Origin of the sequence: Xanthomonas sp. DAR 34887 (assembly GCF_041245805.1) — a bacterium.
GTDB classification, from domain to species: domain Bacteria; phylum Pseudomonadota; class Gammaproteobacteria; order Xanthomonadales; family Xanthomonadaceae; genus Xanthomonas_A; species Xanthomonas_A tesorieronis.
Map to the genome: position 1 here is coordinate 2,270,461 of NZ_CP162490.1, position 25,291 is coordinate 2,295,751.

General features: G+C 68.8%; 26 protein-coding genes. 18 read left to right on the forward strand and 8 right to left on the reverse strand.

Annotated features, from left to right (window positions below; all coding sequences use genetic code 11):
* Positions 1–12 precede the first annotated feature (12 nt).
* Positions 13–228 carry a cold-shock protein gene (locus AB3X08_RS09660; RefSeq protein WP_184410209.1) on the forward strand — a complete coding sequence of 72 codons (216 nt, stop codon included), beginning with the start codon at positions 13–15 and terminating at the stop codon, positions 226–228.
* 96 nt (positions 229–324) lie between these two features.
* Here the strand turns inward: AB3X08_RS09660 and AB3X08_RS09665 are convergent, their stop codons facing one another.
* Positions 325–810, reverse strand: coding sequence for a glycine zipper 2TM domain-containing protein (locus tag AB3X08_RS09665; RefSeq protein ID WP_369937903.1), 486 nt, complete (start codon positions 808–810; stop codon positions 325–327).
* Positions 811–961: 151 nt separating this feature from the next.
* On the reverse strand, positions 962–1,393 hold the full coding sequence (locus tag AB3X08_RS09670) for a hypothetical protein (protein WP_369937905.1): 432 nt from the start codon (positions 1,391–1,393) through the stop codon (positions 962–964).
* Between the two features lie 95 nt (positions 1,394–1,488).
* Between AB3X08_RS09670 and AB3X08_RS09675 the strand changes: the two genes are divergently transcribed.
* Positions 1,489–2,331, forward strand: a complete 843-nt coding sequence (locus tag AB3X08_RS09675) for a tRNA threonylcarbamoyladenosine dehydratase (RefSeq protein ID WP_369937906.1) — start codon at positions 1,489–1,491, stop codon at positions 2,329–2,331.
* Between the two features lie 35 nt (positions 2,332–2,366).
* Here AB3X08_RS09675 and AB3X08_RS09680 read toward each other — a convergent pair whose 3' ends face one another.
* From AB3X08_RS09680 to AB3X08_RS09700, 5 genes are all read right to left on the reverse strand, one after another.
* Entirely contained in the window at positions 2,367–2,690 is a 324-nt protein-coding gene (locus AB3X08_RS09680) for a hypothetical protein (RefSeq protein WP_369937908.1), read from the reverse strand.
* A 12-nt stretch (positions 2,691–2,702) separates the two neighbouring features.
* Positions 2,703–3,137 carry a tetratricopeptide repeat protein gene (locus tag AB3X08_RS09685; protein ID WP_369937910.1) on the reverse strand — a complete coding sequence of 145 codons (435 nt, stop codon included), beginning with the start codon at positions 3,135–3,137 and terminating at the stop codon, positions 2,703–2,705.
* A 154-nt stretch (positions 3,138–3,291) separates the two neighbouring features.
* The gene (locus AB3X08_RS09690; RefSeq protein WP_369937912.1) at positions 3,292–3,585 is read right to left on the reverse strand and encodes a hypothetical protein; all 294 of its coding nucleotides are present in this window, start codon (positions 3,583–3,585) and stop codon (positions 3,292–3,294) included.
* A gap of 36 nt (positions 3,586–3,621) precedes the next feature.
* Entirely contained in the window at positions 3,622–4,404 is a 783-nt protein-coding gene (locus tag AB3X08_RS09695) for a TatD family hydrolase (protein ID WP_369937913.1), read from the reverse strand.
* A 6-nt stretch (positions 4,405–4,410) separates the two neighbouring features.
* Positions 4,411–4,650, reverse strand: a complete 240-nt coding sequence (locus tag AB3X08_RS09700) for a DUF6116 family protein (protein ID WP_184410205.1) — start codon at positions 4,648–4,650, stop codon at positions 4,411–4,413.
* A gap of 174 nt (positions 4,651–4,824) precedes the next feature.
* Here AB3X08_RS09700 and AB3X08_RS09705 point away from each other — a divergent pair, with 174 nt between their 5' ends.
* The 12 genes from AB3X08_RS09705 (at position 4,825) to AB3X08_RS09760 (ending at position 18,364) form a co-directional block, all read left to right on the forward strand.
* On the forward strand, positions 4,825–5,637 hold the full coding sequence (locus AB3X08_RS09705; RefSeq protein WP_369937915.1) for a glycine zipper 2TM domain-containing protein: 813 nt from the start codon (positions 4,825–4,827) through the stop codon (positions 5,635–5,637).
* 106 nt (positions 5,638–5,743) lie between these two features.
* Complete coding sequence (locus AB3X08_RS09710; RefSeq protein WP_369937917.1) at positions 5,744–6,907, forward strand: acyl-CoA dehydrogenase family protein; 1,164 nt, start codon at positions 5,744–5,746, stop codon at positions 6,905–6,907.
* 60 nt (positions 6,908–6,967) lie between these two features.
* The gene (locus AB3X08_RS09715) at positions 6,968–7,507 is read left to right on the forward strand and encodes a GNAT family N-acetyltransferase (protein WP_369937919.1); all 540 of its coding nucleotides are present in this window, start codon (positions 6,968–6,970) and stop codon (positions 7,505–7,507) included.
* Positions 7,508–7,597: 90 nt separating this feature from the next.
* A complete protein-coding gene (locus AB3X08_RS09720; protein ID WP_369937921.1) occupies positions 7,598–8,152 on the forward strand; it encodes an NADPH-dependent FMN reductase in 555 nt (184 codons plus the stop codon).
* A gap of 208 nt (positions 8,153–8,360) precedes the next feature.
* Complete coding sequence (locus AB3X08_RS09725) at positions 8,361–9,779, forward strand: replicative DNA helicase (protein ID WP_184410200.1); 1,419 nt, start codon at positions 8,361–8,363, stop codon at positions 9,777–9,779.
* Between the two features lie 176 nt (positions 9,780–9,955).
* The gene (locus tag AB3X08_RS09730; protein WP_369937923.1) at positions 9,956–11,065 is read left to right on the forward strand and encodes an FIST N-terminal domain-containing protein; all 1,110 of its coding nucleotides are present in this window, start codon (positions 9,956–9,958) and stop codon (positions 11,063–11,065) included.
* Between the two features lie 2 nt (positions 11,066–11,067).
* The gene (locus tag AB3X08_RS09735; protein ID WP_369937925.1) at positions 11,068–12,201 is read left to right on the forward strand and encodes a sensor histidine kinase; all 1,134 of its coding nucleotides are present in this window, start codon (positions 11,068–11,070) and stop codon (positions 12,199–12,201) included.
* 3 nt (positions 12,202–12,204) lie between these two features.
* Positions 12,205–13,311, forward strand: a complete 1,107-nt coding sequence (locus AB3X08_RS09740) for an HDOD domain-containing protein (protein ID WP_369937926.1) — start codon at positions 12,205–12,207, stop codon at positions 13,309–13,311.
* Entirely contained in the window at positions 13,308–14,465 is a 1,158-nt protein-coding gene (locus tag AB3X08_RS09745) for an HD domain-containing phosphohydrolase (RefSeq protein ID WP_369937928.1), read from the forward strand. Before AB3X08_RS09740 ends, AB3X08_RS09745 begins: the two co-directional genes overlap by 4 nt.
* A gap of 96 nt (positions 14,466–14,561) precedes the next feature.
* Complete coding sequence (locus AB3X08_RS09750; protein WP_369937930.1) at positions 14,562–15,983, forward strand: cryptochrome/photolyase family protein; 1,422 nt, start codon at positions 14,562–14,564, stop codon at positions 15,981–15,983.
* A gap of 121 nt (positions 15,984–16,104) precedes the next feature.
* Positions 16,105–17,559, forward strand: a complete 1,455-nt coding sequence (locus tag AB3X08_RS09755) for a WS/DGAT/MGAT family O-acyltransferase (protein WP_369937931.1) — start codon at positions 16,105–16,107, stop codon at positions 17,557–17,559.
* Between the two features lie 106 nt (positions 17,560–17,665).
* Positions 17,666–18,364 (forward strand): OmpA family protein, encoded by a 699-nt coding sequence (locus AB3X08_RS09760; protein WP_369937932.1) that lies wholly within the window; start codon positions 17,666–17,668, stop codon positions 18,362–18,364.
* Between the two features lie 153 nt (positions 18,365–18,517).
* Here AB3X08_RS09760 and AB3X08_RS09765 read toward each other — a convergent pair whose 3' ends face one another.
* A complete protein-coding gene (locus tag AB3X08_RS09765; protein ID WP_369937934.1) occupies positions 18,518–19,612 on the reverse strand; it encodes a LysR family transcriptional regulator in 1,095 nt (364 codons plus the stop codon).
* A gap of 129 nt (positions 19,613–19,741) precedes the next feature.
* On the opposite strand from AB3X08_RS09765, the gene AB3X08_RS09770 reads away from it, so the two are divergent.
* The 4 genes from AB3X08_RS09770 to AB3X08_RS09785 all read left to right on the forward strand — a co-directional run bounded on the left by AB3X08_RS09770 (position 19,742) and on the right by AB3X08_RS09785 (position 25,275).
* Positions 19,742–19,966, forward strand: coding sequence for a hypothetical protein (locus AB3X08_RS09770; RefSeq protein ID WP_369937935.1), 225 nt, complete (start codon positions 19,742–19,744; stop codon positions 19,964–19,966).
* Complete coding sequence (locus AB3X08_RS09775; RefSeq protein ID WP_369937936.1) at positions 19,963–20,736, forward strand: SDR family NAD(P)-dependent oxidoreductase; 774 nt, start codon at positions 19,963–19,965, stop codon at positions 20,734–20,736. Before AB3X08_RS09770 ends, AB3X08_RS09775 begins: the two co-directional genes overlap by 4 nt.
* Before the next feature lie 11 nt (positions 20,737–20,747).
* On the forward strand, positions 20,748–21,941 hold the full coding sequence (locus AB3X08_RS09780; protein WP_369938503.1) for an efflux RND transporter periplasmic adaptor subunit: 1,194 nt from the start codon (positions 20,748–20,750) through the stop codon (positions 21,939–21,941).
* A gap of 163 nt (positions 21,942–22,104) precedes the next feature.
* Positions 22,105–25,275 carry an efflux RND transporter permease subunit gene (locus AB3X08_RS09785; protein ID WP_369937937.1) on the forward strand — a complete coding sequence of 1,057 codons (3,171 nt, stop codon included), beginning with the start codon at positions 22,105–22,107 and terminating at the stop codon, positions 25,273–25,275.
* Positions 25,276–25,291: the final 16 nt, after the last annotated feature.

Here is a 25,291-nt window from a genome sequence, read left to right on the forward strand (position 1 = left end):
AGGAGTAAGTCCATGACTGAAGGCAATCGCGAAAACGGCACCGTGAAGTGGTTCAACGATGCCAAGGGCTTCGGTTTCATCAGCCGAGAGAACGGCGAGGACGTGTTCGTGCACTTCCGCGCGATCCAGACCCAAGGCTTCAAGAGCCTGAAGGAAGGGCAGAAGGTCAGCTTCACCGTGGTGCAGGGCCAGAAGGGCCTGCAGGCCGACGCGGTGCAGCCGGTCTGACCCCCGGCGTTCCCGACCTGGCGCTGAGCGCCCAGCAAAAAGGCCCGCACTGCGGGCCTTTTTGCGTTGCGGCAAACGCCTGGGTGCGTGCTGCGCTTAGCGCGGCACCACGCGGCCGTTGACCACGCGCACATAGGTGTTCTCGCGGATCCCGGCCAGATCGCGCTGGTTGACCACGATCACCCGGCCGTCGTCCATCTGCACATGCACGTCGTAGCTGTCGCTGGTGACGTTGTTCTGGATCTGGTTGCCGGCCAGGGCGCCGGCGGCGGCACCGGCCACGGCCGACACGTTCTGGTTGCCCTTGCTGCCGCCGGTGTGGTCGGAGATCTCATGGCCGGCGATCGCGCCGACGATGCCGCCCAGGACCGCGCCGGTGCCGGTGGGCGCGGTGCGGTTGGAGGCCACCGTGTCGATGCGGGTGACGATGCCGCAGTCCGCGCAGCGGTTGTCCGAATAGCCGCGCGACGGCTGGCTGTAGCCGCCGCCACCGCCACCGCCACCGCCGTAGCCGGGGGACGTGGCGCAGCCGGCCAATGCCAGGACGGCGACGGCGCCAGTAGCCAGTAGATGGATCTTCATGTGTGCTCTCCTCGACAGACGGTGGACCGCGGCGGACCCGCGTTTGCACGCATCCTGTCCGCCAACGTGTGAATGCAACGCCAATCGCCCCCCGTGTGGCGTGCCGACGTGCCGCGGCGTCAGGGGGAATTCATCGAGGAGCGATGGAAGGTCAGCGGAAATCGCGATGGCAGGCGTCGCAGGTGTCGTCGATGCGGTGGGTGAGCTGGTCGAGCGCGGCGCAGGTGGTCGGCACCGGGGCCTGCGCCGCATCCAGCGTGGCGCGCAGCGCGCCGGCATGCTGCTGGAAGCGGCTGTCGTCGCCAAGTTCGGGGAATGCGGTTTCCAGGTCGTTGCCGAGCAGGCGCAGCGTCTGCACGCGCGCCAGCAGGTCGGCGGCACTGCAGCGGTTCTGCGTGCGGCTGCGCTGCAGCAAGGCCAGTTGCTTGTCCATCACCTGCATCAGCGCGCGCGGGAACGGATCCTGCCGCGCCTGCAATGCGCGCATCGCCATCACCGTGGCGACCAGGCCGATCAGCACGCCGGCGAGCAGCACAAACAGGTAGCGGGAGGCGGTGGAAGCAGGGGCTGTCTGGCTGGCCATGGGGCGGGCTGGCATGAGGAAAGCGCGATAGTACGCCGCCCCTGCATCACGTGGCGCCGCCGCGGCGCCGTCGCCGATGAAATAAACTTGCGCGCATGAACGAACAACTGCGTGAGCGCTTCGCCGGCATCGACCGGCTGTATGGGCGCGGGACCATCGAGCGCCTGGCGCACTGCCGCGTGGCGGTGGTGGGCATGGGCGGCGTCGGCTCGTGGGTGGTGGAGGCGCTGGCGCGGTCGGCGGTCGGCCATCTGTCCCTGATCGACGCCGACGACATCTGCGTGTCCAACACCAATCGCCAGCTGCCGGCACTGGCAGGGCAGTACGGGCGCAACAAGGCGCGAGCCATGGCCGAGCGCTGCGTGGCGATCAACCCGGCGATCGAGGCGACCGCGGTCGAGGCCTTCCTGACCCCGTCCAACATCGCCGAGCTGCTGGGCACCGGCTTCGACCTGGTCATCGATGCCTGCGACAGCTTCCGGGTCAAGGTCGAAACCATCGCCTGGTGCCGCCGGCGCAAGCTGCCGTTGCTGACCGTGGGTTCGGCCGGCGGGCGCACCGACCCGACCCTGGTGCGCATCCGCGACGTGTCGCGCACCGAGCACGACGCGATGCTGGCGCTGATCCGCAAGAAGCTGCGCAGCGAGTTCAACTTCCCCAAGAATCCGCAGCGCTATTTCGGCGTGCCGGCGGTGTATTCGCTGGAAAACGTGCGCTACCCGCAGGCCGACGGCAGCGTGTGCGGGCTGCGCCCACAGCTGGGGCCGGATGCGGCGCTGAACCTGGACTGCGGCGCCGGGCTGGGCGCGGCCACGCACATCACCGGCGCGTTCGCCTTCGCCGCGGCGGGCAAGGCCTTGGAGATGCTGTTGAAGCCCAAGCGCGAGCCGGCGATGGCTACGGCAACGGCGCTGGAAACAGAGCAACCATCCGATTGAGGTGCTTGTCCCGGGGCCCGGCGACCGGTTCGCTGTTACCAGCCTGATGGGACATCGTCGTCGTCGACGATGGAGATGTCGGTACGCGCCCTGATCCAGGCGAGGAGAGCGGACAGATCGGCTTCAATGCTGGGCGGATGGGCGGTGATTTCCAGGAAGATGTGATCCTTTTCCAGAAACAGCCGCACGTCGTGGCTCCAGCTTTGCGGATGTCTGGGTTCCGTGCCGATCAATCGAAACTCGATGTCGTCGCGACACCCGGAAAACGTCTCCAGGCCGGCGATCTGCTGCCGCATCGCGTCCAAATTGGCGGCGCGCCAGTTGTCGTCCTGGAAAAGCAGCTTGAATTCCGCTGACATGGATGCGCGCTTTCAGTCGTTCTTTTTCATGCAGAACGCGAGGTATTTCCTTGGCCTTCCCTGGAAGGCTCTCGCCTTGCCGCAACGGTAGGCTTCATCGAAGTACGTGCGGGCCTGTGCATATTCTTCCAGCTCGAAGTGCGCCATTCCCAGGTCGATCAAGGGGCCGGTATCGCTCCCCGATTCACGGGCCTGTAGCGACTTCTGCGCCCATTGTTTGGCGGCGGCGAAGTCGGCGTTGTCGAAATGCAGGTTGTAGAAGGAGGCGGTGATCCACGCCGACAACGGCGGCCATTCCAGCTTCGGCTCGGGCAGCAGGTCCCAGGCGCGGTGGTATGCCGATCGGGCGGCGTCCTTGTCGCCGCGCTCGTCCAGCGCATTGCCCGACTCCATGATGCCCATGATGTCTTTCGCCAGCGCGGGATTTGCGTCCGCCAGGTCCTCCATGCGTCACGGCTCCTTGCCGATGCGTTCTTCGTAGTCCGCCGATTCTACAGCCGGTCCAGCGGGCAGCCATTTGCCCTCGATTCTCTCGTCGCTGTCAGCCCGATACGGGTGGCGAGCGACGATGTCCGAAATTCGCTTCTGGAGATCGCGCTCCTCATGCCGGACGCTGCCGCACTCGCCGCGGCCCCAGAATGGCGGCGACTCGGTATCGATCCAATCGACCCGTCCCGCGCAGCGTGGAAGCGGGCAGCGATAGGTGGCTTGTGGTCGTGCGGCTTGGTGACAGCGACCATCGTGACGTATTGCTGGACGCGCCGCTGCACGGGCATTCGATCATGATGAAACGCTGGCCCTTCGCCAGTAGCGGCATGACGAACGCACGCTGTTGCGCGTCCAGATCGAAGCGCTCCTTGCAGACCCGGCACTGTGCTTTCGCTGTGGACTCCATGTCTGTTTCCTTGCAGGCCGCTGCATTTCCGAGCCGTCACGCCGGCTCGGCACGCGCATCCAGGCCGAACAGTTGCTGCGCATTGCGCGTGGTCTGTTCGGCGATCTCTGCGGCGGGTTGCCCGCGCAGCGCGGCGATGGTCTCCAGCACGGTGCGCAGCCGCGCCGGCTCGTTGCGCTGGCCGCGGATGGAGGCGTCCGGCTGGTCCGGTGCGTCGGTTTCCAGCAGCAACTGCTGCAGCGGCAGTTCGGCGGCGAGCCGGCGCAGCCGCTGCGCGCGTTCGTAGGTGACCGGACCGCCCAGGCCGATCAGGAAATCCAGCGACTGCAGTTGCCGCGCCTGTTCCGGGCTGCCGGCGAAGCTGTGCACCACGCCGCGCAGGCGCCCGACCTTGCGGATCGCCAGGATCACCGCATCCACCGCACGCCGCGCGTGCACAATCACCGGCAGGTCGAACTCGCGCGCCAGCTGCAGTTGGCCGACGAAATATCGCTGCTGCTCCGCCTCGTCCAGCCCTTCGACGAAGAAGTCCAATCCGCATTCGCCGATTGCGCAGGGCCGCTCGCGTGCGATCCACTCGCCGAGCAGCGGCAGATGCTCGGGGCGATGCGCATCCAGGAACAGCGGATGCAGGCCGTAGGCCGGATACAGGCCGTCGGCCATCGTGCAGACCTCGCGCAGCTTCGGCCACGCCGCCGCCGTCACCGCCGGCAGCACCTGCGCGGCGATGCCGGCGGCCTGCGCACGTGCAATCACCGCAGCGCGGTCGCCGTCGAATTCGGCGGCGTCGAGATGGCAATGGCTGTCGATCAGGCGCATCGGCGGTCAGCGGCGCATGCGACGCGCGCTGGAGGCGATCGGCTCCGGTTCGGCTGGCGCCGGTGCGCGGGTCTTCCAGTTCGCCAGCAACAAGGTGCCCAGGCCGAACACGAGCTCGTCGATGAAGGGCAGCGGGTCGGGCAGCAGCACGCTCAGCACGAACAGGCCGGCGGTCAGTTTGAACAGCGTGGGATAGCGCAATTTGCCGGCCCAGCGCAGCAGTGGCAGCACGATCGGATTAGGCATGGACGATCCTCCGGCAGGGTGATGAAAACGCTAACACGCTTGATATGGCGACTTTCCGCGCACCGCACCAGACCGCGCTGCGGATTTTCGCTGAATAGGGAGCGGATTGGTTCAGCTTCGGCATGGTAATCACAGCACCGTAGACAACGCGGCCGGACCGCAGGAGAGAACACGATGAAGAGCAATACGACAACCATTCTGGTCGCGGCTGGCGCATTGCTGGTCGGCGGCGTGGCCACCGCGGCCTTCATGAACAACCGCGACAAGCAGGAGTTCGCCGGCAGCGGCGACGTGCGCCCGGCCGCGGACAGCGCGGCCGGCGACGCGGTCGCCAGCAACGGCGTCGGCGGCAAGCTGGAATACGCCGATGTGGTGCGGGTCGATCCGATCACCCAGAAGGAACAGCGCTACGCCGAAGTCATCGGCACCGAGCCGCTGCGCGAGACCTCCACCACCACCACGCCTCGCCAGGTCTGCAACGACGTGGTGGTGCAGGAACGCCTGCCCGAGCGCGACGGCAACGTCGGCGGCACGGTGGTCGGCGCGGTGGTCGGCGGCTTGCTCGGCAACCAGGTCGGCCATGGCAACGGCCGCAAGGCGGCGACCGCGGCCGGCGCAGTGGCCGGCGGCTTCATCGGCAACCAGGTGGACCGCAACCACGTCGGCGGCCGCGTGGTCGATCGCACCGAGCGCCAGTGCCATACCGAGAACAGCACCGCCGAGTCCTCGCGCATCACCGGCTACAACGTGACCTATCGCAACGACGACGGCAGCACCGGCACCATGCGCACCGACAGCAAGCCGGGCAGCCGCATCGCCCTGGGCCAGGACGACGTGGTCAAGGGCTACGAGGTCACCTACCGCTACGACGGCCAAGAGAAGACCGTGCGCATGGACGACAAGCCCAGCAGCGACCGCCTGCCGGTACTGGACGGGCGCCTGGTCACCCAGACCGCCTCGGCCGGCGACGTGATCAGCCAGCGCTGAGCCACGCGCAACCGCAGGAGGAAAGGGCCGGCCAGGTGCCGGCCTTTTCTTTTTCCGAAGCGCGGGTGCGCCGATACAATGCGGCTTTCGCCTGCCGAGTTCCGCCATGCCGTTGCCTTGCGACGATCTGTTCGATGTGGCCTCGCTGCTCAGCGAGGAGGAGCGCGCGATCCAGCAGGCGGTGGCGCGCTTCGTCGATGCCAAGGTGTTGCCGATCATCGGCGATGCGTTCGACCAGGCGCGGTTTCCCGCCGAACTGGTGCCGGAACTGGCGCAGCTGGGCCTGCTCGGCGCCACGCTGCCGCCCGCCGACGGCGGCGCCGGACTCAATGCGGTCTGCTACGGCCTGATCTGCCAGGAACTGGAACGCGGCGACAGCGGGTTGCGCAGCTTCGTCAGCGTGCAGTCCTCGCTGTGCATGTATCCGATCCACGCCTACGGCAGTCAGGCGCAGCGGCAGCGCTGGTTGCCGCCGATGGCCGCCGGCAGCGCGATCGGCTGCTTCGGCCTGACCGAGGCGCAGGGCGGTTCCGATCCTGCCGCGATGCAGACCCGCGCGGTGCGCGAGGGCGATGGCTGGCGCCTGAGCGGCAGCAAGATGTGGATCACCAACGGCGGCCTGGCCGACGTGGCGATCGTGTGGGCGCAGACCGAGGACGGCGTGCAGGGATTCCTGGTCGAAGCTGGCACGCCGGGCTTCGCCACGCAGGACATCGCGCACAAGATGAGCCTGCGCGCCTCGGTGACCTCGGCGCTGTTTTTCGACGATGTGCGCCTGCCCGACAGCCAGCGCCTGCCTGGCGTGCGTGGGCTGAAGGGCCCGCTGGGCTGCCTGACCCAGGCCCGCTACGGCATCAGCTGGGGCGCGATCGGCGCGGCGATCGCCTGCCTGCGCGAGGCGCTGGCCTATGCCGGCGAACGCGTCCTGTTCGGCCGCCCGCTGGCGGCCACGCAGGGCGCGCAGATCAAGCTGGCCGACATGGCCCGGCGCATCGCTGCCGCGCAGCTGTTGGCGCTGCAGTTGGGCCGGCTCAAGGACGCCGGCACGCTGCAGCCGGCGCAGGTGTCGCTGGCGAAGTGGAACAACGTGCGCATGGCGCTGGACATCGCCCGCGAGTGCCGCGACCTGCTCGGCGCCGCCGGCATCACCACCGAATACGGCGCCATCCGCCATGCCTTGAACCTGGAATCGGTGATCACCTACGAAGGCACCGAGACCGTGCACCAACTGGTGGTCGGCCGCGAGCTGACCGGCATCAATGCGTTCTGAACCGGTGCGCGCCGCTGGCGTGGCCGCCGGCGCGACCCACGGGCACGAGGAGGCGAGGGCATGAGCATTTTCGACCTGCGACTGGAAACCGAGAGGCTGCTGCTGCGCCCGCCGAGCGCGGCGGATTTCGCGGACTTCTGCCGTTTCACCGGCGATGCCGAGACGATGCGCCATCTGGGCGGCGTGCAATCGCCGCCGGTGGCCTGGCGCGCGCTGGCGGCGCTGGTCGGCAGCTGGCAGTTGCAAGGGTTTTCGATGTTCTCGGTGATCGAGAAGCGCAGCGGGCAGTGGATCGGCCGGATCGGACCGTGGCAGCCGCATGGCTGGCCGGGGACCGAGGTGGGCTGGGGGATCGCGCGCCCGTACTGGGGCCAGGGCTATGCGCCGGAAGCGGCACGCGCGTCGATCGACTGGGCGTTCGCTCATCTGGGCTGGACCGAGGTGATCCACACCATCGCCGCCGACAATGCCAATTCCAAGGCGGTGGCGGCCAAGCTGGGCGCGCGCTACCTGCGCCAGGATCGCCTGCCCGAGCCGCTGCAGGCGCACGAGGTGGAGGTGTGGGGGCAGTCGCGCGTGGACTGGCAGGTGCGGCGCTGAGCGGCCCGGCGGCGTTGGCCTCGGTCGTATTCACCTGGCCGCCCCGCGCCGGCGGCTAGGCTGCAGGCTCCAAATCGTCAGGAGTCCGCCATGAGCCAGTACCGCATCGCCGTCTTCGTCGGCAGTCTGCGCAAGGAGTCTTACAACCGGCGCCTGGCGCTGGCGCTGGAGAAACTGGCCGGCGACCGCGCCCGCTTCGAGTACGTGGAGATTGGCGACCTGCCGCTGTACGACCAGGACCAGGACCAGGACTACCCGGAGCAGGGCAAGCGGCTGAAGGCGCAGGTCAGCAATGCCGACGCGGTGCTGTTCGTCACCCCCGAGTACAACCGCTCGATCCCCGGCGTGCTCAAGAACGCGATCGATCTGGGCTCGCGGCCCTACGGCGACAGCGCCTTCGCCGGCAAGCCGGCGGCGGTGTGCGGCATCTCGCCCGGTACGCTCGGCACCGCGCTGGCGCAGCAGCACCTGCGCAACGTACTGGCCTACCTGGACATGCCGGTGCTGGGCCAGCCGGAGGTGTTCATGCAGTTCACGGATGGCTTGATCGAGGCCGACGGCAGCATCGGCAACGCCGACACGCGCAAGTTCCTGCAGGGCTTCGTCGACAAGTTCATCGCCTGGGTCGACGAACTGCAGGCTTGAGCTGGCAGGATCGCAGCCGGTGCGACGCGTGGCGGCGATGCTGGCGGTGCCGGCGATCGCCTTGTGCGGCGCGGTCCGTGCGCAGTTCTCAACGGGTTGTCCACAGACTTGTCCCTAGCCCCGCCGCACCCCGCTGACTAAGATGGTCGGCCGGGTCGCGCCATCGGCGCGCCCGCCGACCGTGCCCCCACCAGAGAAGAATCAGCCCATGTCCGCCCGTCCCGGCTACCGCGGCGATCGCAAAAGCGAGCGTGGCGAACGCAGCGAGCCGCGCATCGATCAGTTGCGTGTGCCGCCGCATTCGATCGAGGCCGAGCAGGCCGTGCTCGGCGGCCTGATGCTGGCGCCCGATGCCTACGACCGGGTCAACGACCAGCTCACCGACAACGATTTCTACCGGCGCGACCACCAGCTGATCTACCGCGCGATCCGCGAGCTGGCCGAGAAGGGCCGCCCGTTCGACGCGGTGACCCTGGGCGAGTGGTTCGAGTCGCAGGGCAAGCTGGAGATGGTCGGCGACGGCGCCTACCTGATCGAACTGGCCAGCACCACGCCGTCGGCGGCCAACATCGCCGCCTATGCCGAGATCGTGCGCGACAAGGCGGTGCTGCGGCAGCTGATCGAGGTCGGCACCACCATCGTCAACGACGGCTTCCAGCCGGAGGGGCGCGAGAGCGCGGAGCTGCTGGCCAGCGCCGAGAAGGCGGTGTTCAAGATCGCCGAGGCCGGCGCGCGCGGGCGCAGCGACTTCGTGGCGATGCCCGGCGCGTTGAAGGACGCGTTCGAGGAATTGCGCAGCCGCTTCGAGAACGGCGGCAACATCACCGGCCTGCCCACCGGCTACAGCGACTTCGACGCGATGACCGCCGGCCTGCAGCCGACCGACCTGATCATCCTCGCCGCGCGTCCGGCGATGGGCAAGACCACCTTCGCGCTGAACATCGCCGAGTACGCGGCGATCAAGTCGAAGAAGGCGGTGGCGGTGTTCTCGATGGAAATGTCGGCGTCGCAGCTGGCGATGCGCCTGATCTCCTCCAACGGCCGTATCAATGCGCAGCGCCTGCGTACCGGCCAGCTCGAGGACGAGGACTGGGCACGGGTCACCGGCGCGATCAAGATGCTGAAGGAAACCAAGATCTTCATCGACGACACGCCCGGCGTGTCGCCGGAGATCCTGCGCTCCAAGGCGCGCCGGCTCAAGCGCGAGCACGACCTGGGCCTGATCGTCATCGACTATTTGCAGCTGATGTCGGTACCGGGCAACAGCGAGAACCGCGCCACCGAGATCTCCGAGATCTCGCGCTCGCTCAAGGGCCTGGCCAAGGAACTGGGCGTGCCGGTGATCGCGCTGTCGCAGCTCAACCGCTCGCTGGAAACGCGGACCGACAAACGTCCGGTGATGGCCGACCTGCGCGAATCCGGCGCGATCGAGCAGGACGCGGACATGATCGTGTTCATCTACCGCGACGATTACTACAACAAGGAAAATTCGCCGGACAAGGGCCTGGCCGAGATCATCATCGGCAAGCATCGCGGCGGCCCGACCGGGTCGTGCAAGCTCAAGTTCTTCGGCGAATACACCCGCTTCGACAATCTGGCGCACGACTCGGTGGGCGCCTTCGAATAGGCGCGGCACGCGACCGCGACGCCGGTCGCGCGATTGTTGCGGTGCGGTAGACGCGCCCGCCAGCGCGCGTATTCATCCGGGCGCAGCGATACGTCTGTCACAGAGCGCCGTCATCGCGCTCAACCTCCATCGGCGCTGGTCGATACCCGCGGAGAACCCATCCCGGATTCCCCGCCATGCCGCTGACCGTCACCCACGCGGAAACCGCCGACCGCGATGCCGTCGCCGCGATCGCCGCGCTGCGTGCGCAACTGGGCGCCGCGCCGCTGGACGCGCTGCTGCTGTTCTGCGATGCCGACTACGACCTGGACGCGCTGGGGCCGGCGATCAAGGCCGGCTTCGACTGTCCGGTGATCGGCTGCACCGCCGCCGGCCAGATCGGCGAGTACGGCTTCCAGAGCAACGGCATCCTGGTCGCCGGCCTGCGTGGCGGCGTGCTGCAGGCACAGCCGCTGCTGATCGCGCCGCTGAGCGACCTGCAGGCGCAGGTCGCGGTGGTCGCCGAGACGGTGCAGGCGGCGACGGCCGACAAGGCCGGGCAGTGCTTCTCGCTGCTGCTGGTCGACGGACTGTCCACCTGCGAGGAATACCTGGCGGCGGCGCTGTACCGGATGATCGGCAACGTGCCGCTGCTCGGCGGCTCGGCCGGCGACAACCTGCGTTTCGAGCGCACCCTGGTCTATTACGACGGCCGCTTCCTGGCCGATGCGGCGGTGCTGACCCTGTTCCATTCGCGGCATCCGTTCGTGGTGTTCAAGCTGCAGCACTTCGTCGCCAGCGAGATCGAGCTGGTGGTCACCGACGCCGATCCGGAGCGGCGCCTGATTCGCGAGATCAACGGCGAACCGGCCGCGCTGGCCTACGCGCAGGCGATCGGCGTGCCGCTGCAGGCGCTGGAACCGAAGGTGTTTTCCACCTATCCGCTGCTGCTGACCCTGAGCGGCGAGCCCTACGTGCGTTCGATCCTGCGGGTCAACGAGGATTTGTCGATGACCTGCTACTGCGCGGTGGAAGAGGGCATGGTGGTGGCGGTCGGGCAGGCGGTGGACGTGATGGAAACGCTGCAACAGGCCTTCGCCGAGGTGCACGAGACGATCCCCGACCCGGCGCTGGTGATCGGCTGCGACTGCATCCTGCGCCGCCTGGAGTTCGGTCAGTCGCGGATGCAGCAGCAGGTCGGCGCGTTCATGGCGCGGCAGCGCGTATTCGGGTTTTCCACCTACGGCGAGCAGTTCAACGGCCTGCACGTCAACCAGACCTTCACCGGCGTGGCGATCGGGAGATGAGCATGTCCGCAGATGCAGCGATGGTCTCGATGCCGGCGCATGCCGCAGGCGCGCCGCTGGAGAGCGGCGAGACGGCGGTGATCGCCGAGTTGCGCAGGCAACTGGCCGCGCGCGACAAGGTGATCGCGGTATTGAAGAAGCGGGTCACCGCGCGCGACGATGCGGCGGCCTCGCCGCTGGCGACGCTGCAGCAGAACATCGCGCTGGGCAAGGTGGTGGCGTTGAAGACGCAGGAGCTGAGCCGCGAGCGGCAGGAACTGGAGCATGCCCTGGCCGACCTCGGCAAGGCCCAGGTCGCGCTGCTGCAGGCGCAGAAGATGGAGTCGATCGGCCAGCTCGCCGCCGGCATCGCCCACGAGATCAACACCCCGGCGCAGTACGTGCGCGACAACGTCGCCTTCGTGTGCAAGGCCAAGCAGATCCTCGACCGCGTGTTCGACATGACTTTCGCCATCGTCGATGCGGCGCGCGCGCAGGGCGTGGCGCCCGAGCTGGTGGCCGCGCTCGACGCGCAGGTGACCTCGTCCAAGTTCCAGTACCTGCGCAAGCAGACGCCCGAGGCCCTGCAACAGTCGCTGGAAGGGCTGGACCGCATCACCAAGATCGTCAGTGCGATGAAGACCTTCTCGCATCCGTCGGCCGGCGAGAAGGAACCGGTGGACCTGCGCGAGCTGGTCGCCACCACCATCACCGTCGCCCGCAACGAATGGAAGTACGTGGCCGAGATCGAGACCGATTTCGCCGCCGACGTGCCGCTGGTGCCGTGCCTGCGCGACGAAATCGGCCAGGTGCTGCTGAACCTGGTGGTCAACGCGGCGCATGCGATCGGCGACACGCTGGTGCCGGGCGAGCGCGAGCAGGGCCGGATCCGCATCGTGCTGCGCCGGGCCGGCGACAGCCACGTGGACCTGTGCGTCAGCGACGACGGTCCGGGCATTCCCGAGGCGATCCGGAGCAAGGTGTTCGATCCGTTCTTCACCACCAAGCCGGTCGGCAAGGGCACCGGCCAGGGGCTGGCGATCGCCTATTCCACGGTGGTGGAAAAGCACCAGGGACGGATCTTCTTCGACCCGTCGCCGGACCAGCGCGGTACCACCTTCGTGGTGCGGCTGCCGTTGAACGCCGTGGCGGGCTGAGCGATGCGCGTGCTGTTCGTCGACGACGAAAAACAGGTGCTGGCCGGCCTCGAGCGCACCCTGTTCATGGCCGATCGCGATTGGGACGTGGCCTTCGCCGGCAGCGGCGCCGAGGCGCTGGTGGCGCTGCAGGCGCAGCCGGCCGACGTGGTGGTCTCGGACATGCGCATGCCGCTGATGGACGGCGCCGAACTGCTGCGCCGGGTGCGCGACCGTTGCCCGCGCACCATCCGCATCATCCTGTCCGGGCATACCGAACAGGAAGCGGCGCTGCGTTCGCTGGACGTGGCCCATCAGTTCCTGGCCAAGCCCTGCGAGGGCGATGCGCTGATCGAGGCGATCGACCGCGCGGTGGCGCTGCAGGTGTTGCTGGACGATCCGGCGGTGCAGGCGGTGGCCGGTCGCATCGGCGGGTTGCCGGCGGCGCCGCGCATGTTCGCGCAGCTCAACCGCCTGCTCGGCGACCCCGCTACCGGCGTCGCCCAGGTGGCCGCGGTGGTGGAAGGCGATCCGGCGCTGGCGGCCAAGGTGCTGCAACTGGCCAATTGCGCGTTCTTCGGCAATGGCCACCGGGTGGCCGAGATCAGGGAAGCGGTCAACCGCATCGGCATCGGCCTGCTGCGCACGCTGGTGCTGGCCAGCGAGGTGTTCCATAGCGGCGCCGGCGCCTCGGCCGACGCGATCCGCGCCGACGCGGTGCGCGCATCGCGGCTGGCGGCGGCGGTCGGCAAGGGCCATGCCGCCGAGGACGTGGTCACGACCGCGGCGCTGCTGGCCAACGTCGGCGCGTTGCTGCCGGACATCGCGCAGCTGTGCCGCGACGCCGATCCGCACGGCCGCGGCTTTCCGTCGCATGCGGAGATCGGCGCCTACCTGCTCGGCGTGTGGGGCCTGCCCGGGGCGATCGTCGAGGCGGTCGCCCATCACCGCACGCCGCGCCGGGTCGAGCATCGCCAGTTCGATGCGGTCGGTGTGGTGCACGTGGCGGTGGCGCTGGCCCAGGGCCTGGCGCCGGACCTGGAGTACCTGCAGGCGATGGGCGTGGCCGCCAGGCTGCCGCAGTGGCAGGCGGCGTGCGCGCAGATTCGCGAAGCGGAGGAGGCGACATGAGCGAACCGGAACTGCCGCGCATCTTGTGCGTGGACGACGAACCCAATCTGCTGGCGGCGCTGGAGCGCAACCTGTTCGGCCAGTTCGAGGTGGTCACCGCCAACGGCGGCGAGGCCGGACTGGCCGCGATCGCCGCCGGCCCGCCGTTCGCGGCGATCGTGTCGGACATGCGCATGCCGGGCATGGACGGCGCCGCGTTCCTGGCCGCGGCGCGCGCGCGCGCGCCGGACAGCGTGCGCCTGCTGTTGACCGGACAGGCCGATGCGACGTCGGCGATCGCCGCGATCAACCAGGGCGCGATCTTCCGCTTCCTGTGCAAGCCGTGCGCGACCGAGGAACTGGTCGCCGCGCTGGAGCAGGCGGTGGCGCTGCATCGCGCCACGCTGCTGGAACGCGAGCTGCTGGAAACCACGCTGGCCGGCACCACGCGCATGCTCACCGAGGTGCTGTCGATGGTCGCGCCGTGGGCGTTCCAACGCTCGGCGCAACTGCAGGCCTGCGTCGCCCACGTCACCGCCAAGCTGCCGTGGCCCAACCGCTGGATGGTGGAAGTGGCCGCGGCGTTGAGCCACATCGGCTGCGTTAGCGTGCCGGGCGACATCGTGCAGCGCGAGATCGCCGGCGACGAACTGTCCGAGGAAGAGCAGAAACTGATCGATGGCCATCCGCTGGTCGCGTACCGGCTGCTGACCGCGATCCCGCGCATGCAGGCAGTGGCCGAGATCGTGCGCTACCAGGCGTTGCCGCCGCCGGCCGACGCGTCGCCGGACGTGGTCCGCGGCGCACAGCTGCTGCGCGCCGCGCTGCTGCTGGTGCGCGGGCTGGCGCGCAAGCTGCCGTTGGCGCACGCGGTGCAGGAACTGCGCAAGGTCGAGCCGCCGCTGCCGCGCGGCCTGATCGATGCGCTCGCCGACCTGCAGCTCACGACCCGCAGCGGCATCCGCAAGGCCAAGGTCTGCGATCTGGTGCCGGGCTGGCGCCTGGAGCAGGACGTGGTGTCCAAGCGCGGCATGATGCTGCTGGCGCACGGCAGCGAGCTGAGCCTCACCTCGATCCTGGCCTTGCGCAATCTGCAGGCGGCCGGCGCCATCGTCGAGCCGCTGCTGGTCAGCTACGGCAACCAGGAACACGCCGGCGCGCCGGTCGCCGCCTAGCGCGCCGACCGGCAGCCGAGCCGGCGCCATCCGCTCACATCGGCTGTGCGCCGGCCCCGCGTATCCTTGCGCGTCCTTTTCCGGCCCGTCCTGCGCATGAGCTACGCCATCGTCTGGTTCCGGCGCGACCTGCGCCTGCACGATCACCCCGCGTTGCACGCGGCGCTGGCCGCCGGGCACACGCCGGTGCCGGTGTATGTGCACAGCCCCGGCGACGAAGGCGCCTGGGCCGCCGGCGCGGCCTCGCTGAGCTGGCTGCAGCGCTCGCTGGCCGCGCTCGACGCGCAACTGCAGGCGCGCGGATCGCGGCTGATCCTGCGCCAGGGTCCGGCCGAGACCGTGCTGCGCGACCTGATCGCCGACTGCGGCGCGGTCGCGGTGTACTGGAACCGCCGCTACGAACCGGCCACGCAGCCGCGCGACGCCCGGCTCAAGCGCGAACTGCGCGAGCAGGGCCTGGAGGTGCACAGCTTCAACGGCGCGCTGCTGTTCGAACCGTGGCAGCTGGCGACCCAGCAGGGCGGGCCGTACAAGGTGTTCACGCCGTTCTGGCGCAGCGTGCTGGGCCATTGGCAGGTGCCGGCGCCAGCGCCCGCACCGAAGACGCTGCCGCCACCGCCGCCGGAGTTGCACGGCCTGCCGCTGGAACGACTCGGGCTGGCGCCGACGCTTGGCTGGGACCGCGGCTTCTGGGACGTGTGGCAACCGGGCGAGGCGGGCGCGCACGAAGCGCTGGAGGTGTTCGTCGACGGCGCCCTGCGCGGCTACGTCCAGGGCCGCGACCGCCCCGACCAGGTCGGCACCTCGCGCCTGTCGCCGCACCTGCATTTCGGCGAGATCGCGCCGTGGCGGATCGTCGCCGAATTGGAAAAGCAGCGCAGCGCCGCCACCGGCGCGGCGATCGACGGCTACATCCGCCAGCTCGGCTGGCGCGATTTCGCCCACCACCTGCTGCACCATTTTCCGGCCACGCCCGAACACAACCTCAATCCGCGCTTCGCCCGGTTCCGCTGGGCCACGCCGGCGCCGGCGCAGCTGCAGGCCTGGCAGCGCGGCCGCACCGGCGTGCCGATCGTCGACGCCGGCCTGCGCGAGCTGTGGCACACCGGCTGGATGCACAACCGGGTGCGGATGATCGTCGCCAGCTACCTGTGCAAGCACCTGCGCGTGCATTGGTCCGAAGGCGCGCGCTGGTTCTGGGACACGCTGGTCGACGCCGACCTGGCCAACAACACGCTCGGCTGGCAGTGGGTGGCGGGCACCGGCGCCGACGCCGCGCCGTATTTCCGCGTGTTCAATCCAGTGACGCAGGCGCAGAAGTTCGATCCGCAGGGCCGCTACATCGCGCGCTGGGTGCCGGAGCTGGCGGCGCTGCCGGTGGCCGAGCGTTTCGCGCCGTGGTTGTCGCCGCAGCGCCTGGCCGCCAGCGCGCCGCACTATCCGCGGCAGCCGATCGTGGATCTGGCCGCCGGCCGCGATGCCGCGCTGGCCGCCTACCGCCAGACCAGCGGCGGCTGAAGCGGCAGCGCGATGCGCGCGTGCCGCGCCGCGGCGTGACCCGCGGCGACGCAGGGCGGGGTGCCGCGATTGACGCCCTTCGCCGCGCCATGATTCACTCCGGCCAGGCACAGGAGCATGCATGGCTACCAGCACCGCCCGCCGCAAGCCGCGGCGCGAACCGATGTCGCGTGTGGATACCGCCTGGCTGCGGATGGAGCGGCCGACCAATCCGATGATGATCACCGGCGTGCTGATGTTCGACGAGCCGCTGTCGCTGTCGCAGTTCAAGCAATTGGTGCGCAAGCGCTTCCTGTCGTTTCCGCGCTTTCAGCAAAAGCCGGTGGACACCGCGACCGGCGCCTACTGGCAACACGACGACGACTTCGATCTGGATTGGCACGTGCGCCTGTCGGCGCTGCCCGGACGCGGCGGCAAGAAGGCACTGGAGCGCTTCGCTGGGCAGATGGCGTCCACGCCCTTGGACAAAACCAAGCCGCTGTGGCAATTCCACCTGATCGAACGCTACGAGGGCGGTTCGGCGCTGGTCGCGCGCATCCACCACAGCTACGCCGACGGCATCGCCCTGGTGCAGGTGCTGCTGTCGCTGACCGACCTGCAGCGGGTGCCGGAGCCCTCGGCGCAGCTGGGCCGCGCCTGGCTGAAGGACGACGGCAAGGAGGTGGTGCGCCGGGTCGGGGCCATCGACCGCTACCTGAAACTGGGCGGACGCATGCTCGACAAGGGCCGCGAGATGTACCAGGACCCGAACCTGGCGCAGATGCTGGCCAAGGAAGGCGGCCTGATCGGCCGCGAACTGGCCAACGCGCTGCTGCTGTCCGACGATCCGCCGACCCTGCTGCGCGGGCGCCTGGGGGTCAGCAAGCGGGTGGCCTGGGCCGCGCCGCTGGACCTGGACGAAGTGAAGGCGGTCGGCCGCGCCTGCGATTGCACGGTCAACGACGTGCTGATGGCGACCATGGCCGGTGCGCTGCGCGACTACATGCTCGAGCGCGGCGAACAGCTGGACGGCGTCACCCTGCGCGCCACGGTGCCGGTCAACCTGCGGCCGTTGGAACACGCGCGCAAGCTCGGCAACCATTTCGGGCTGGTGTTCCTGGATCTGCCGGTGGGCGAGGCCAATCCGGTGCGGCGCGTGCAGCGCGTGGCCGAATCGATGCAGCAGCTCAAGCAGTCGCGGCAGGCGATGGTGGTGTTCGGCCTGCTGGCCGCGGTGGGCATGGCGCCGGCGGCGCTGCAGTCGCTGGCGCTGGACCTGTTCAGCCGCAAGGCGACCACCGTGGCGACCAACGTGCCCGGGCCGCAGCAGCCGCTGTACCTGGCCGGCAGCCGCGTGCGCGAGATGATGTTCTGGGTGCCGCAGACCGGGTCGATCGGGGTCGGCGTGTCGATCATGAGCTACAACCATCGCGTGCACTTCGGCCTGATCGGCGATGCGCGGCTGATTCCCGACCCGGATGCGGTGATGCGCCGGATCGGCGCCGAGTTCGAAAAGCTGCTGTACCTGGCGCTGATGGGCGACTGGGAGCATCCGCTGCGCGCAGCGGACGCGGACGCGCTGCTTCCGGTTTCCTGAACAGGGCGCATTCGGGCGCAGCGCGAGCAGCCCGGCGTTCATGCCCGTCTCGCAGACGCTTGTTTATGCTTGCGCCCACTTCAATCCAGATGTGGGAGAGAGCCCGATGAAACGCACCGTCATCCAAGGCATGTCCGCGGCGCTGGCCAGCGCGCTGATGTTGTCCGCCTGCGCCACCGGCGGTTCCTACGTGCAGCGCGACCAATACGGCAATCCGACCGAACAGCAGAACAACCGCACCGGCCGTGGCGCGCTGATCGGCACCGCGGTCGGCGTCGCCGCCGGCCTGCTCAGCGGCAGCAGCGCCACCGAGCGCCGCCAGCACGCGATGATCGGCGCCGGCATCGGCGCGCTCAGCGGCGCGGCGATCGGCAATTACCAGGACCGCCAGGAACGCGCGCTGCGCGAGCGCACCGCCAACACCGGCATCGACGTGCGCCGCGACGGCGACAACATCACCTTGAACCTGCCCGACGGCATCACCTTCGACTTCAACCAGTCCACGCTGAAGCCGCAGTTCTATTCGGCGCTCAACGGCGTGGCCAAGACCCTGGGCGAATACAACCAGACCATGATCGAAGTGGTCGGGCACACCGACAGCATCGGCAGCGATGCGGTCAACCAGCGCCTGTCCGAGCAGCGTGCCGCCTCGGTGGCCGCATACCTGACCGCGCAGGGCGTGCAGCGCGAGCGCATCGAAACGCTGGGCGCCGGCAAGAAGTATCCCATCGCCGACAACAGCACCGAGGCCGGTCGCGCGCAGAACCGCCGGGTCGAGATCCGCGTGGTGCCGCTGCGCTCCTGAGCGGCGCCTGCTCACCCGGAAATGCGAACGGGCCGCTGATGCGGCCCGTTTTTCGTTGTGCGCAAGTTGCGCGTCTGCCTGCCCCGAGGTCGTTCCCGGATCGCTATGTTCAGGACCGCAGCCAGCTACCGCGGTCGCTGCGTGCCTGCCTGCTCAGACCAGCACTTCTTCCTCCAGTTCCGATGGCGCCTCGGTTTCCTCCGGCTGCTCCCGCAGCGGCAGCTCGGCCAACTGCGGCAGCGCCATGCTCTGGGTATTCATCGCCACGCCGCTGCACAGGGTGAACTCGGCGCCGCTGTCGGCATGTTGCGTGGCCAGCTTGGCCGGGCACTGCGCCAGCATGTAGTTGACGTCGAAGTTGAGCTTGTCGACCAGGAAATCGACGAAGGCGCGCACCTTCGGCGACAGCATGCGCCCGCCCGGAAACACCGCATTGAAATCCAGGTCCGGGCCGACCCAGCCGCCGAGCACGCGGCGTGCCTTGCCGGCTTCGATCAGCGGCTTGATCGTCGCATCGCTGGCCAGCACCAGGCCCTCGCCGCAGACCAGCCCGCCGATCAGCGCGGCCGAGTCGTTGGCGACCAGGATCGGCTGGATCGCGAAGTCGCCGCTCTGCTTGCCGTTGCGCAGCGGCCAGCTGAGCCGGTTGTTGCCGTTGCGGCCATTGCTCAGCGCCAGCGTGCGGTGGTGTTGCAGATCGTCCGGATGCAGCGGCTCGCCATGGCGCTCGATGTAGTTGGGGCTGGCGAACACCTGGGTGCGGAAGGTGGCCAGCTTGCGCGCGACCATGGTCGAATCCAGCAGCGCGCCCATGTGCAGGGCCACGTCCACGCCCTCGGCGATCGGGTCGACCTTGTCGCTGGTCATGACCATTTCCAGGCGCACTTCCGGATGCTGCTTGTGGAATTCGCCCAGGATCGGCGCCACCCAGGAGATGCCGGCGGAGTAGGGCACGCTGAAACGCAGCCAGCCGCGCGGGCCGGCCTGCAGCTGCCCGACCGCGCTTTCGGCTTCCTCCAGTTCGCGCGCGATGCGCTGGCAATGCTCGTGATAGACCGCGCCGGCTTCGGTCAGGCCGAGGCGGCGCGTGGTCCGGTGCAGCAGACGCGCGCCCAGGCGCGCCTCGAGATCCTGCACCTTTCTGCTGACGGTGGTCTTGGGCAGGCCGAGCGCGTTGGCCGCGGCGATGAAGCTGCCTTGCTCGACCACCTTGACGAAGATCAGGGTGTCGTTCAGATCGTGGGTCATGGCGAGGTTCCTGAGAGGTGAAGGCGATTGGACCGGTGACGGGACGATTATTCCCCTTAATTCGGACTAATCAAGTGCGGCTTTGACGCCTAATTTGTACGCCTTCGCCGCCACCCGGGCCATTTGCTCATGCTGTTGCGCACTCTGTTCCAGTTTCTCGCCGGCGTCCGTCGCCCGAATCGGCTCGACGGCACGCCCATCGACGCCCTGGAAACCGGTTACCTCAAGGCATTCCGTGAATTCACCCCGCCGCCGCGCCGCCAGGCCGGCAGTTCGATGCAGCTCGGCCAGCGTGGCAACGGCCGACTCGGTCGAATCGCGATTGTCCCGTTTGCGGGAGTAAAAGTCCCGTGAGCGGGACGTTGGACCCGGAGGTGCTGGTGCTCGGCGGCACCGGCAACATCGGTCGGGGCGTGGTGCGCGCCCTGCTCGAAGCCGGCAGTCCGGTCCTGGCGGTGGCGCGCGAGCGCGGCCGGCTGCGCGCCTTGCGCGATCGCTACAGCGACGAACCGGCGTTGGACGTGCTGCAGGGCTCGGTCGCCAACGACGCCACCGCCGCTGCGCTGGCCGCGGCCGTGGCGCAGCGGCCGCGGCCGCTGGCCGGCGTGGTCGCCAGCCTCGGCAGCCCCTTGCGCTGCGGGCGCCTGCTGGACCAGCCGGTGACCGCGCTGCGCCGGCGCATGGAAGCCGACCTGCTGCCGCATCTGGCCGCCGCCCGGCATCTGCTGCCGCTGCTGGCGCAGGCCGAGCGCGGCGGCCGCTACATCCTGCTCGGCAGCCCGTGCGCGCTGCGCGCCTGGGCCGGGCATGGCGAGAGCTCGGTGGCCGCGGCGTCGATCCGCATGCTCGCCCAGGTCCTGCACGAAGAAGCCAAGCCGCTGGGCGTGCGCGTGCAGCTGCTGTCGGTGACCCATCCGGTCTGCCGCAGCGAAGCCGGCACCGACGAATGCCCGGAATGGTTCACCACGCTCAGCGTCGGCCGCGCCGCGGTGGCGCTGCTCGCCGACGCCGGCGTGCCGGGCCAGGCCATCGTCGACATCGACAAACACCACTACGCGCATCCACGCACCTCGTTGATGACCGCTCCGCATTTTTCCCCTTCCACTCACGAGGTTTCTCCATGAACCCGATTCCGATGTCGTTCCATTCCCCATCGCGTGCCCTGCGTCCGCTGGCGATCGCGCTGCTGGCCGCGGCCCTGGCCGCCTGCGGCGGCAAGGCCGAACAGCAGGGCGCGCCGCCGCCGCCGGCAGTCGGCGTGGCGCCCGCGCTGCAGAAGGAAATCAGCCAGTGGGACGAGTTCAGCGGCCGCGTCGAGGCGGTCGAACACGTCGATCTGCGCCCGCGCGTGTCCGGCTACATCGACAAGGTCAATTACGTCGAAGGGCAGGAGGTGAAGAAGGGCGATGTGCTGTTCACCATCGACGCGCGCAGCTACCGCGCCGAACTGGCGCGCGCCAACGCCGAACTGGCGCGGGCGCGGACCCAGGCCAAGCTCAGCGGCAGCGAGGCGTCGCGCGCCAAGAAGCTGTCCGACCAGCAGGCGATCTCCACCGAGACCTGGGAGCAGCGCCACGCCGCCGCCGAACAGGCCGATGCCGACGTGCTCGCCGCACAGGCCGCGGTGGATACCGCGCGCCTGAATCTGGAGTGGACCCAGGTCCGCGCGCCGATCGACGGCCACGCCGGCCGCGCCCTGGTCACCGCCGGCAATCTGGTCAGCGCCGGCGACAGCGCCAGCGTGCTGACCACGCTGGTGTCGCTGGACAAGGTGCATGTGTATTTCGATGCCGACGAAGGCACTTTCCTGCGCTATGCGCAGATGGCGCGCAAGGGCGAGCGGCCTAGCGAGCGCGACGGGCAGTTGCCGGTGCAGGTCGGCCTGGTCGGCGAGGACGGGTTCCCGCACGCCGGCAAGGTCGATTTCCTGGATAACCAGATCACCCGCACCACCGGCACCATCCGCGTGCGCGCCGTGCTCGACAACGCCGATCGCAGCTTCACCCCGGGCCTGTTCGCCCGCGTGCGCCTGCTCGGCAGCGGCCGCTTCAACGCGCTGTTGATCGACGACAGGTCGGTGTTGACCGACCAGGACCGCAAGTACGTCTACGTCGTCGACAAGGACGGCAAGGCGCAGCGTCGCGACGTGCAGCTGGGACGCAGCGCCGAAGGCCTGCGCATCGTGCTCGGCGGGCTCAACCCCGGCGACCGGGTCATCGTCGACGGGGTGCAGAAAGTGTTCATGCCGGGCATGCCGGTGCAGGCCAAGCCCGTGGCCCTGGCCACGGCCTCGCCGGCCGCCGCACGCAAGGCCGTCGCACTCGACTGAGCCGCTTCCGACTGACGCCGGAGGCGCGCACAGCGTTCTAGACCGGCCGCACTGGCGGCCGGTGCTTGCCGGCCGGGCCACCGTCGTGGCCCGGCATGGCCGCCGCTTTGCCCGCATTCCTGTTCGGCCATCCGTTTCACCCTAGTTTCCAGGACCACCACCCATGGACTTTTCCAGATTCTTCATCGACCGGCCGATCTTCGCGGCCGTGCTGTCGATCGTCATCTTCGCCGCGGGACTGATCGCGATCCCGATGCTGCCCATCGGCGAATACCCCGAAGTGGTACCGCCTTCGGTGGTGGTGCGCACGGTGTATCCGGGCGCCAACCCCAAGGTCATCGCCGAGACCGTGTCCACGCCGCTGGAGGAAGCGATCAACGGCGTCGAGAACATGATGTACATCAAGTCGGTGGCCGGCTCCGACGGCGTGCTGCAGATGACCGTGACTTTCCGCCCGGGCACCGACCCGGACGACGCTGCGGTCAAGGTGCAGAACCGCGTCGCACAGGCGCAGGCGCGCCTGCCCGAGGACGTGCGCCGGCAGGGCGTTACCACGCAGAAGCAGTCGCCGACCTTCCTGATGGTGGTGCACCTGACCTCGCCCAAGGGCAAGTACGACAGCCTGTACCTGCGCAACTACGCGCGCCTGCACGTCAAGGATGCGCTGGCGCGGATCCAGGGCGTCGGCGATGCGCAGGTGTTCGGCGGCGGCGATTACGCGATGCGCGCCTGGCTGGACCCGGAGCGGGTGGCCGCGCGCGGGCTCACCGCCGGCGACGTGGTCGCGGCGATGCGCGAGCAGAACGTGCAGGTCTCGGCCGGCCAGCTCGGCGCCGAGCCGATGCCCGACAGCAAGTTCCTGACCCTGATCAACGCCCAGGGCCGCCTGCGCACCGAGCAGGAGTTCAGCGACATCGTGCTCAAGGTGGGCACCGACGGCGAAACCGTGCGCCTGGGCGACGTCGCGCGCCTGGAGCTGGGCGCCGGCGACTACACCCTGCGCTCGCAGCTGGATGGCAAGAACGCGGTCGGCATCGGCATCTTCCAGGCGCCGGGCGCGAATGCGCTGCAGATCCGCGACCAGGTGATCGCCAAGATGGACGAGCTCACCAAGCAGTTTCCGGAGGACGTCAAGTACGAGGCGGTCTACGACACCACGATCTTCGTGCGCGACTCGATCACCGCCGTGGTGCACACCTTGCTGGAAGCGGTGCTGCTGGTGGTGCTGGTGGTGATCCTGTTCCTGCAGACCTGGCGCGCCTCGATCATTCCGTTGATCGCGGTCCCGGTGTCGGTGGTGGGTACGTTCGCCGCGCTGTACGTGCTGGGTTTCTCGATCAACACGCTGACCCTGTTCGGCCTGGTGCTGGCGATCGGCATCGTCGTGGACGATGCGATCGTGGTGGTGGAGAACGTGGAACGCAACATCGAGGAAGGGCTGGCCCCGCTGGCCGCGGCGCATCAGGCGATGCGCGAGGTGTCCGGACCGATCATCGCGATCGCGCTGGTGCTGTGCGCGGTGTTCGTGCCGATGGCGTTCCTGTCCGGCGTGACCGGTCAGTTCTACAAGCAGTTCGCGGTGACCATCGCCATTTCTACGGTGATCTCGGCAATCAACTCGCTGACCCTGTCGCCGGCGCTGGCCGCACGCCTGCTGCGCGCGCACGACGCGCCCAAGGACGGCCCGTCGCGGCTGATGGACCGCCTGTTCGGCGGCTGGCTGTTCCGTCCGTTCAACCGTTTCTTCAACCGCAGCTCCGAGCGCTACCAGGGCAGCGTGTCGCGCATCCTCGGCCGGCGCGGCGTGGTGTTCGTGGTCTATCTCGGCCTGCTGGCGGTCACCGGCGTGATGTTCAAGGCGGTGCCGGCCGGCTTCATCCCGACCCAGGACAAGATGTACCTGATCGCCGGCGTGAAGCTGCCCGAAGGCGCCTCGCTGGAACGCACCGACGCGTTGCTGCGCAAGGTCACCACCATCGCCATGCAGACCGAGGGCGTCGAGCACTCGATTTCCTTCCCCGGTTTGAACGCGTTGCAGTTCACCAATACGCCCAATACCGGCGTGGTGTTCCTGACCTTGAAGCCGTTCGCCAAGCGCCATCGCAGCGCGCTGGAGATCAACGCCGAAATCAACCAGCGCATCTCGCAGCTGGGCGAAGGCATGGCGTTCGCGTTCATGCCGCCGCCGATCCTCGGCCTGGGCAACGGCAACGGCTACCAGCTGTTCATCGAGGACCGCGCCAACCTGGGCTACGGCGCGCTGCAGAATGCTGTCAGCACGATGCAGGGCGCAGTGGCGCAGACCCCGGGCATGAGCTTCCCGATCGGCACCTACCAGGCCAACGTGCCGCAGCTGGACGCCGAGGTCGACCGGGTCAAGGCCAAGGCGCAGGGCGTGGCCCTGACCGACCTGTTCGATACGCTGCAGACCTACCTGGGCTCGGCCTACGTCAACGACTTCAACCAGTTCGGCCGCACCTGGCAGGTGATCGCCCAGGCCGACGCGCCGTTCCGCGAGAACGTGGAGGACATCGCGCGGTTGCGCACCCGCAACGCCGCCGGCGAAATGGTGCCGATCGGCTCGATGGTGACGATCAAGCAGAGCTTCGGTCCGGATCCTGTGCTGCGCTACAACGGCTATCCGGCGGCCGACCTGGCCGGCGAGGCGGATGCGCGCATGCTGTCCTCGGCCGAAGCGATGGCCAAGATCACCCAGCTCGCCAAGCAGGTGCTGCCCAACGGCATGGAAATCGAATGGACCGACCTGAGCTATCAGCAGGCGAGCCAGGGCAACGCGGCGATGGTGGTGTTCCCGTTGGCGGTGATGCTGGCGTTCCTGGTGCTCGCCGCGCTGTACGAAAGCTGGACGCTGCCGCTGGCGGTGATCCTGATCGTGCCGATGACGCTGCTGTCGGCGCTGTTCGGGGTGTGGCTGACCGGCGGCGACAACAACGTGTTCGTGCAGGTCGGCCTGGTGGTGCTGATGGGCCTGGCGTGCAAGAACGCGATCCTGATCGTCGAGTTCGCCCGCGAACTGGAGCTGCAGGGCAAGGGCATCGTGGAATCGGCGCTGCAGGCCTGCCGCCTGCGTCTGCGTCCGATCGTGATGACCTCGATCGCGTTCATCGCCGGCACTGTGCCGCTGGTGTTCTCGCACGGCGCCGGCGCGGAAGTGCGCTCGGCCACCGGCATCACGGTGTTCGCCGGCATGCTCGGCGTGACCCTGTTCGGCCTGTTCCTGACCCCGGTGTTCTATGTCGCCCTGCGCAAGCTGTCCGGGCGTCCGTTGGTATCGCATGCACCGGCGCACGTCGAAGCGCCGAGCCACGCTTGATCCTTTCATTCCGCTT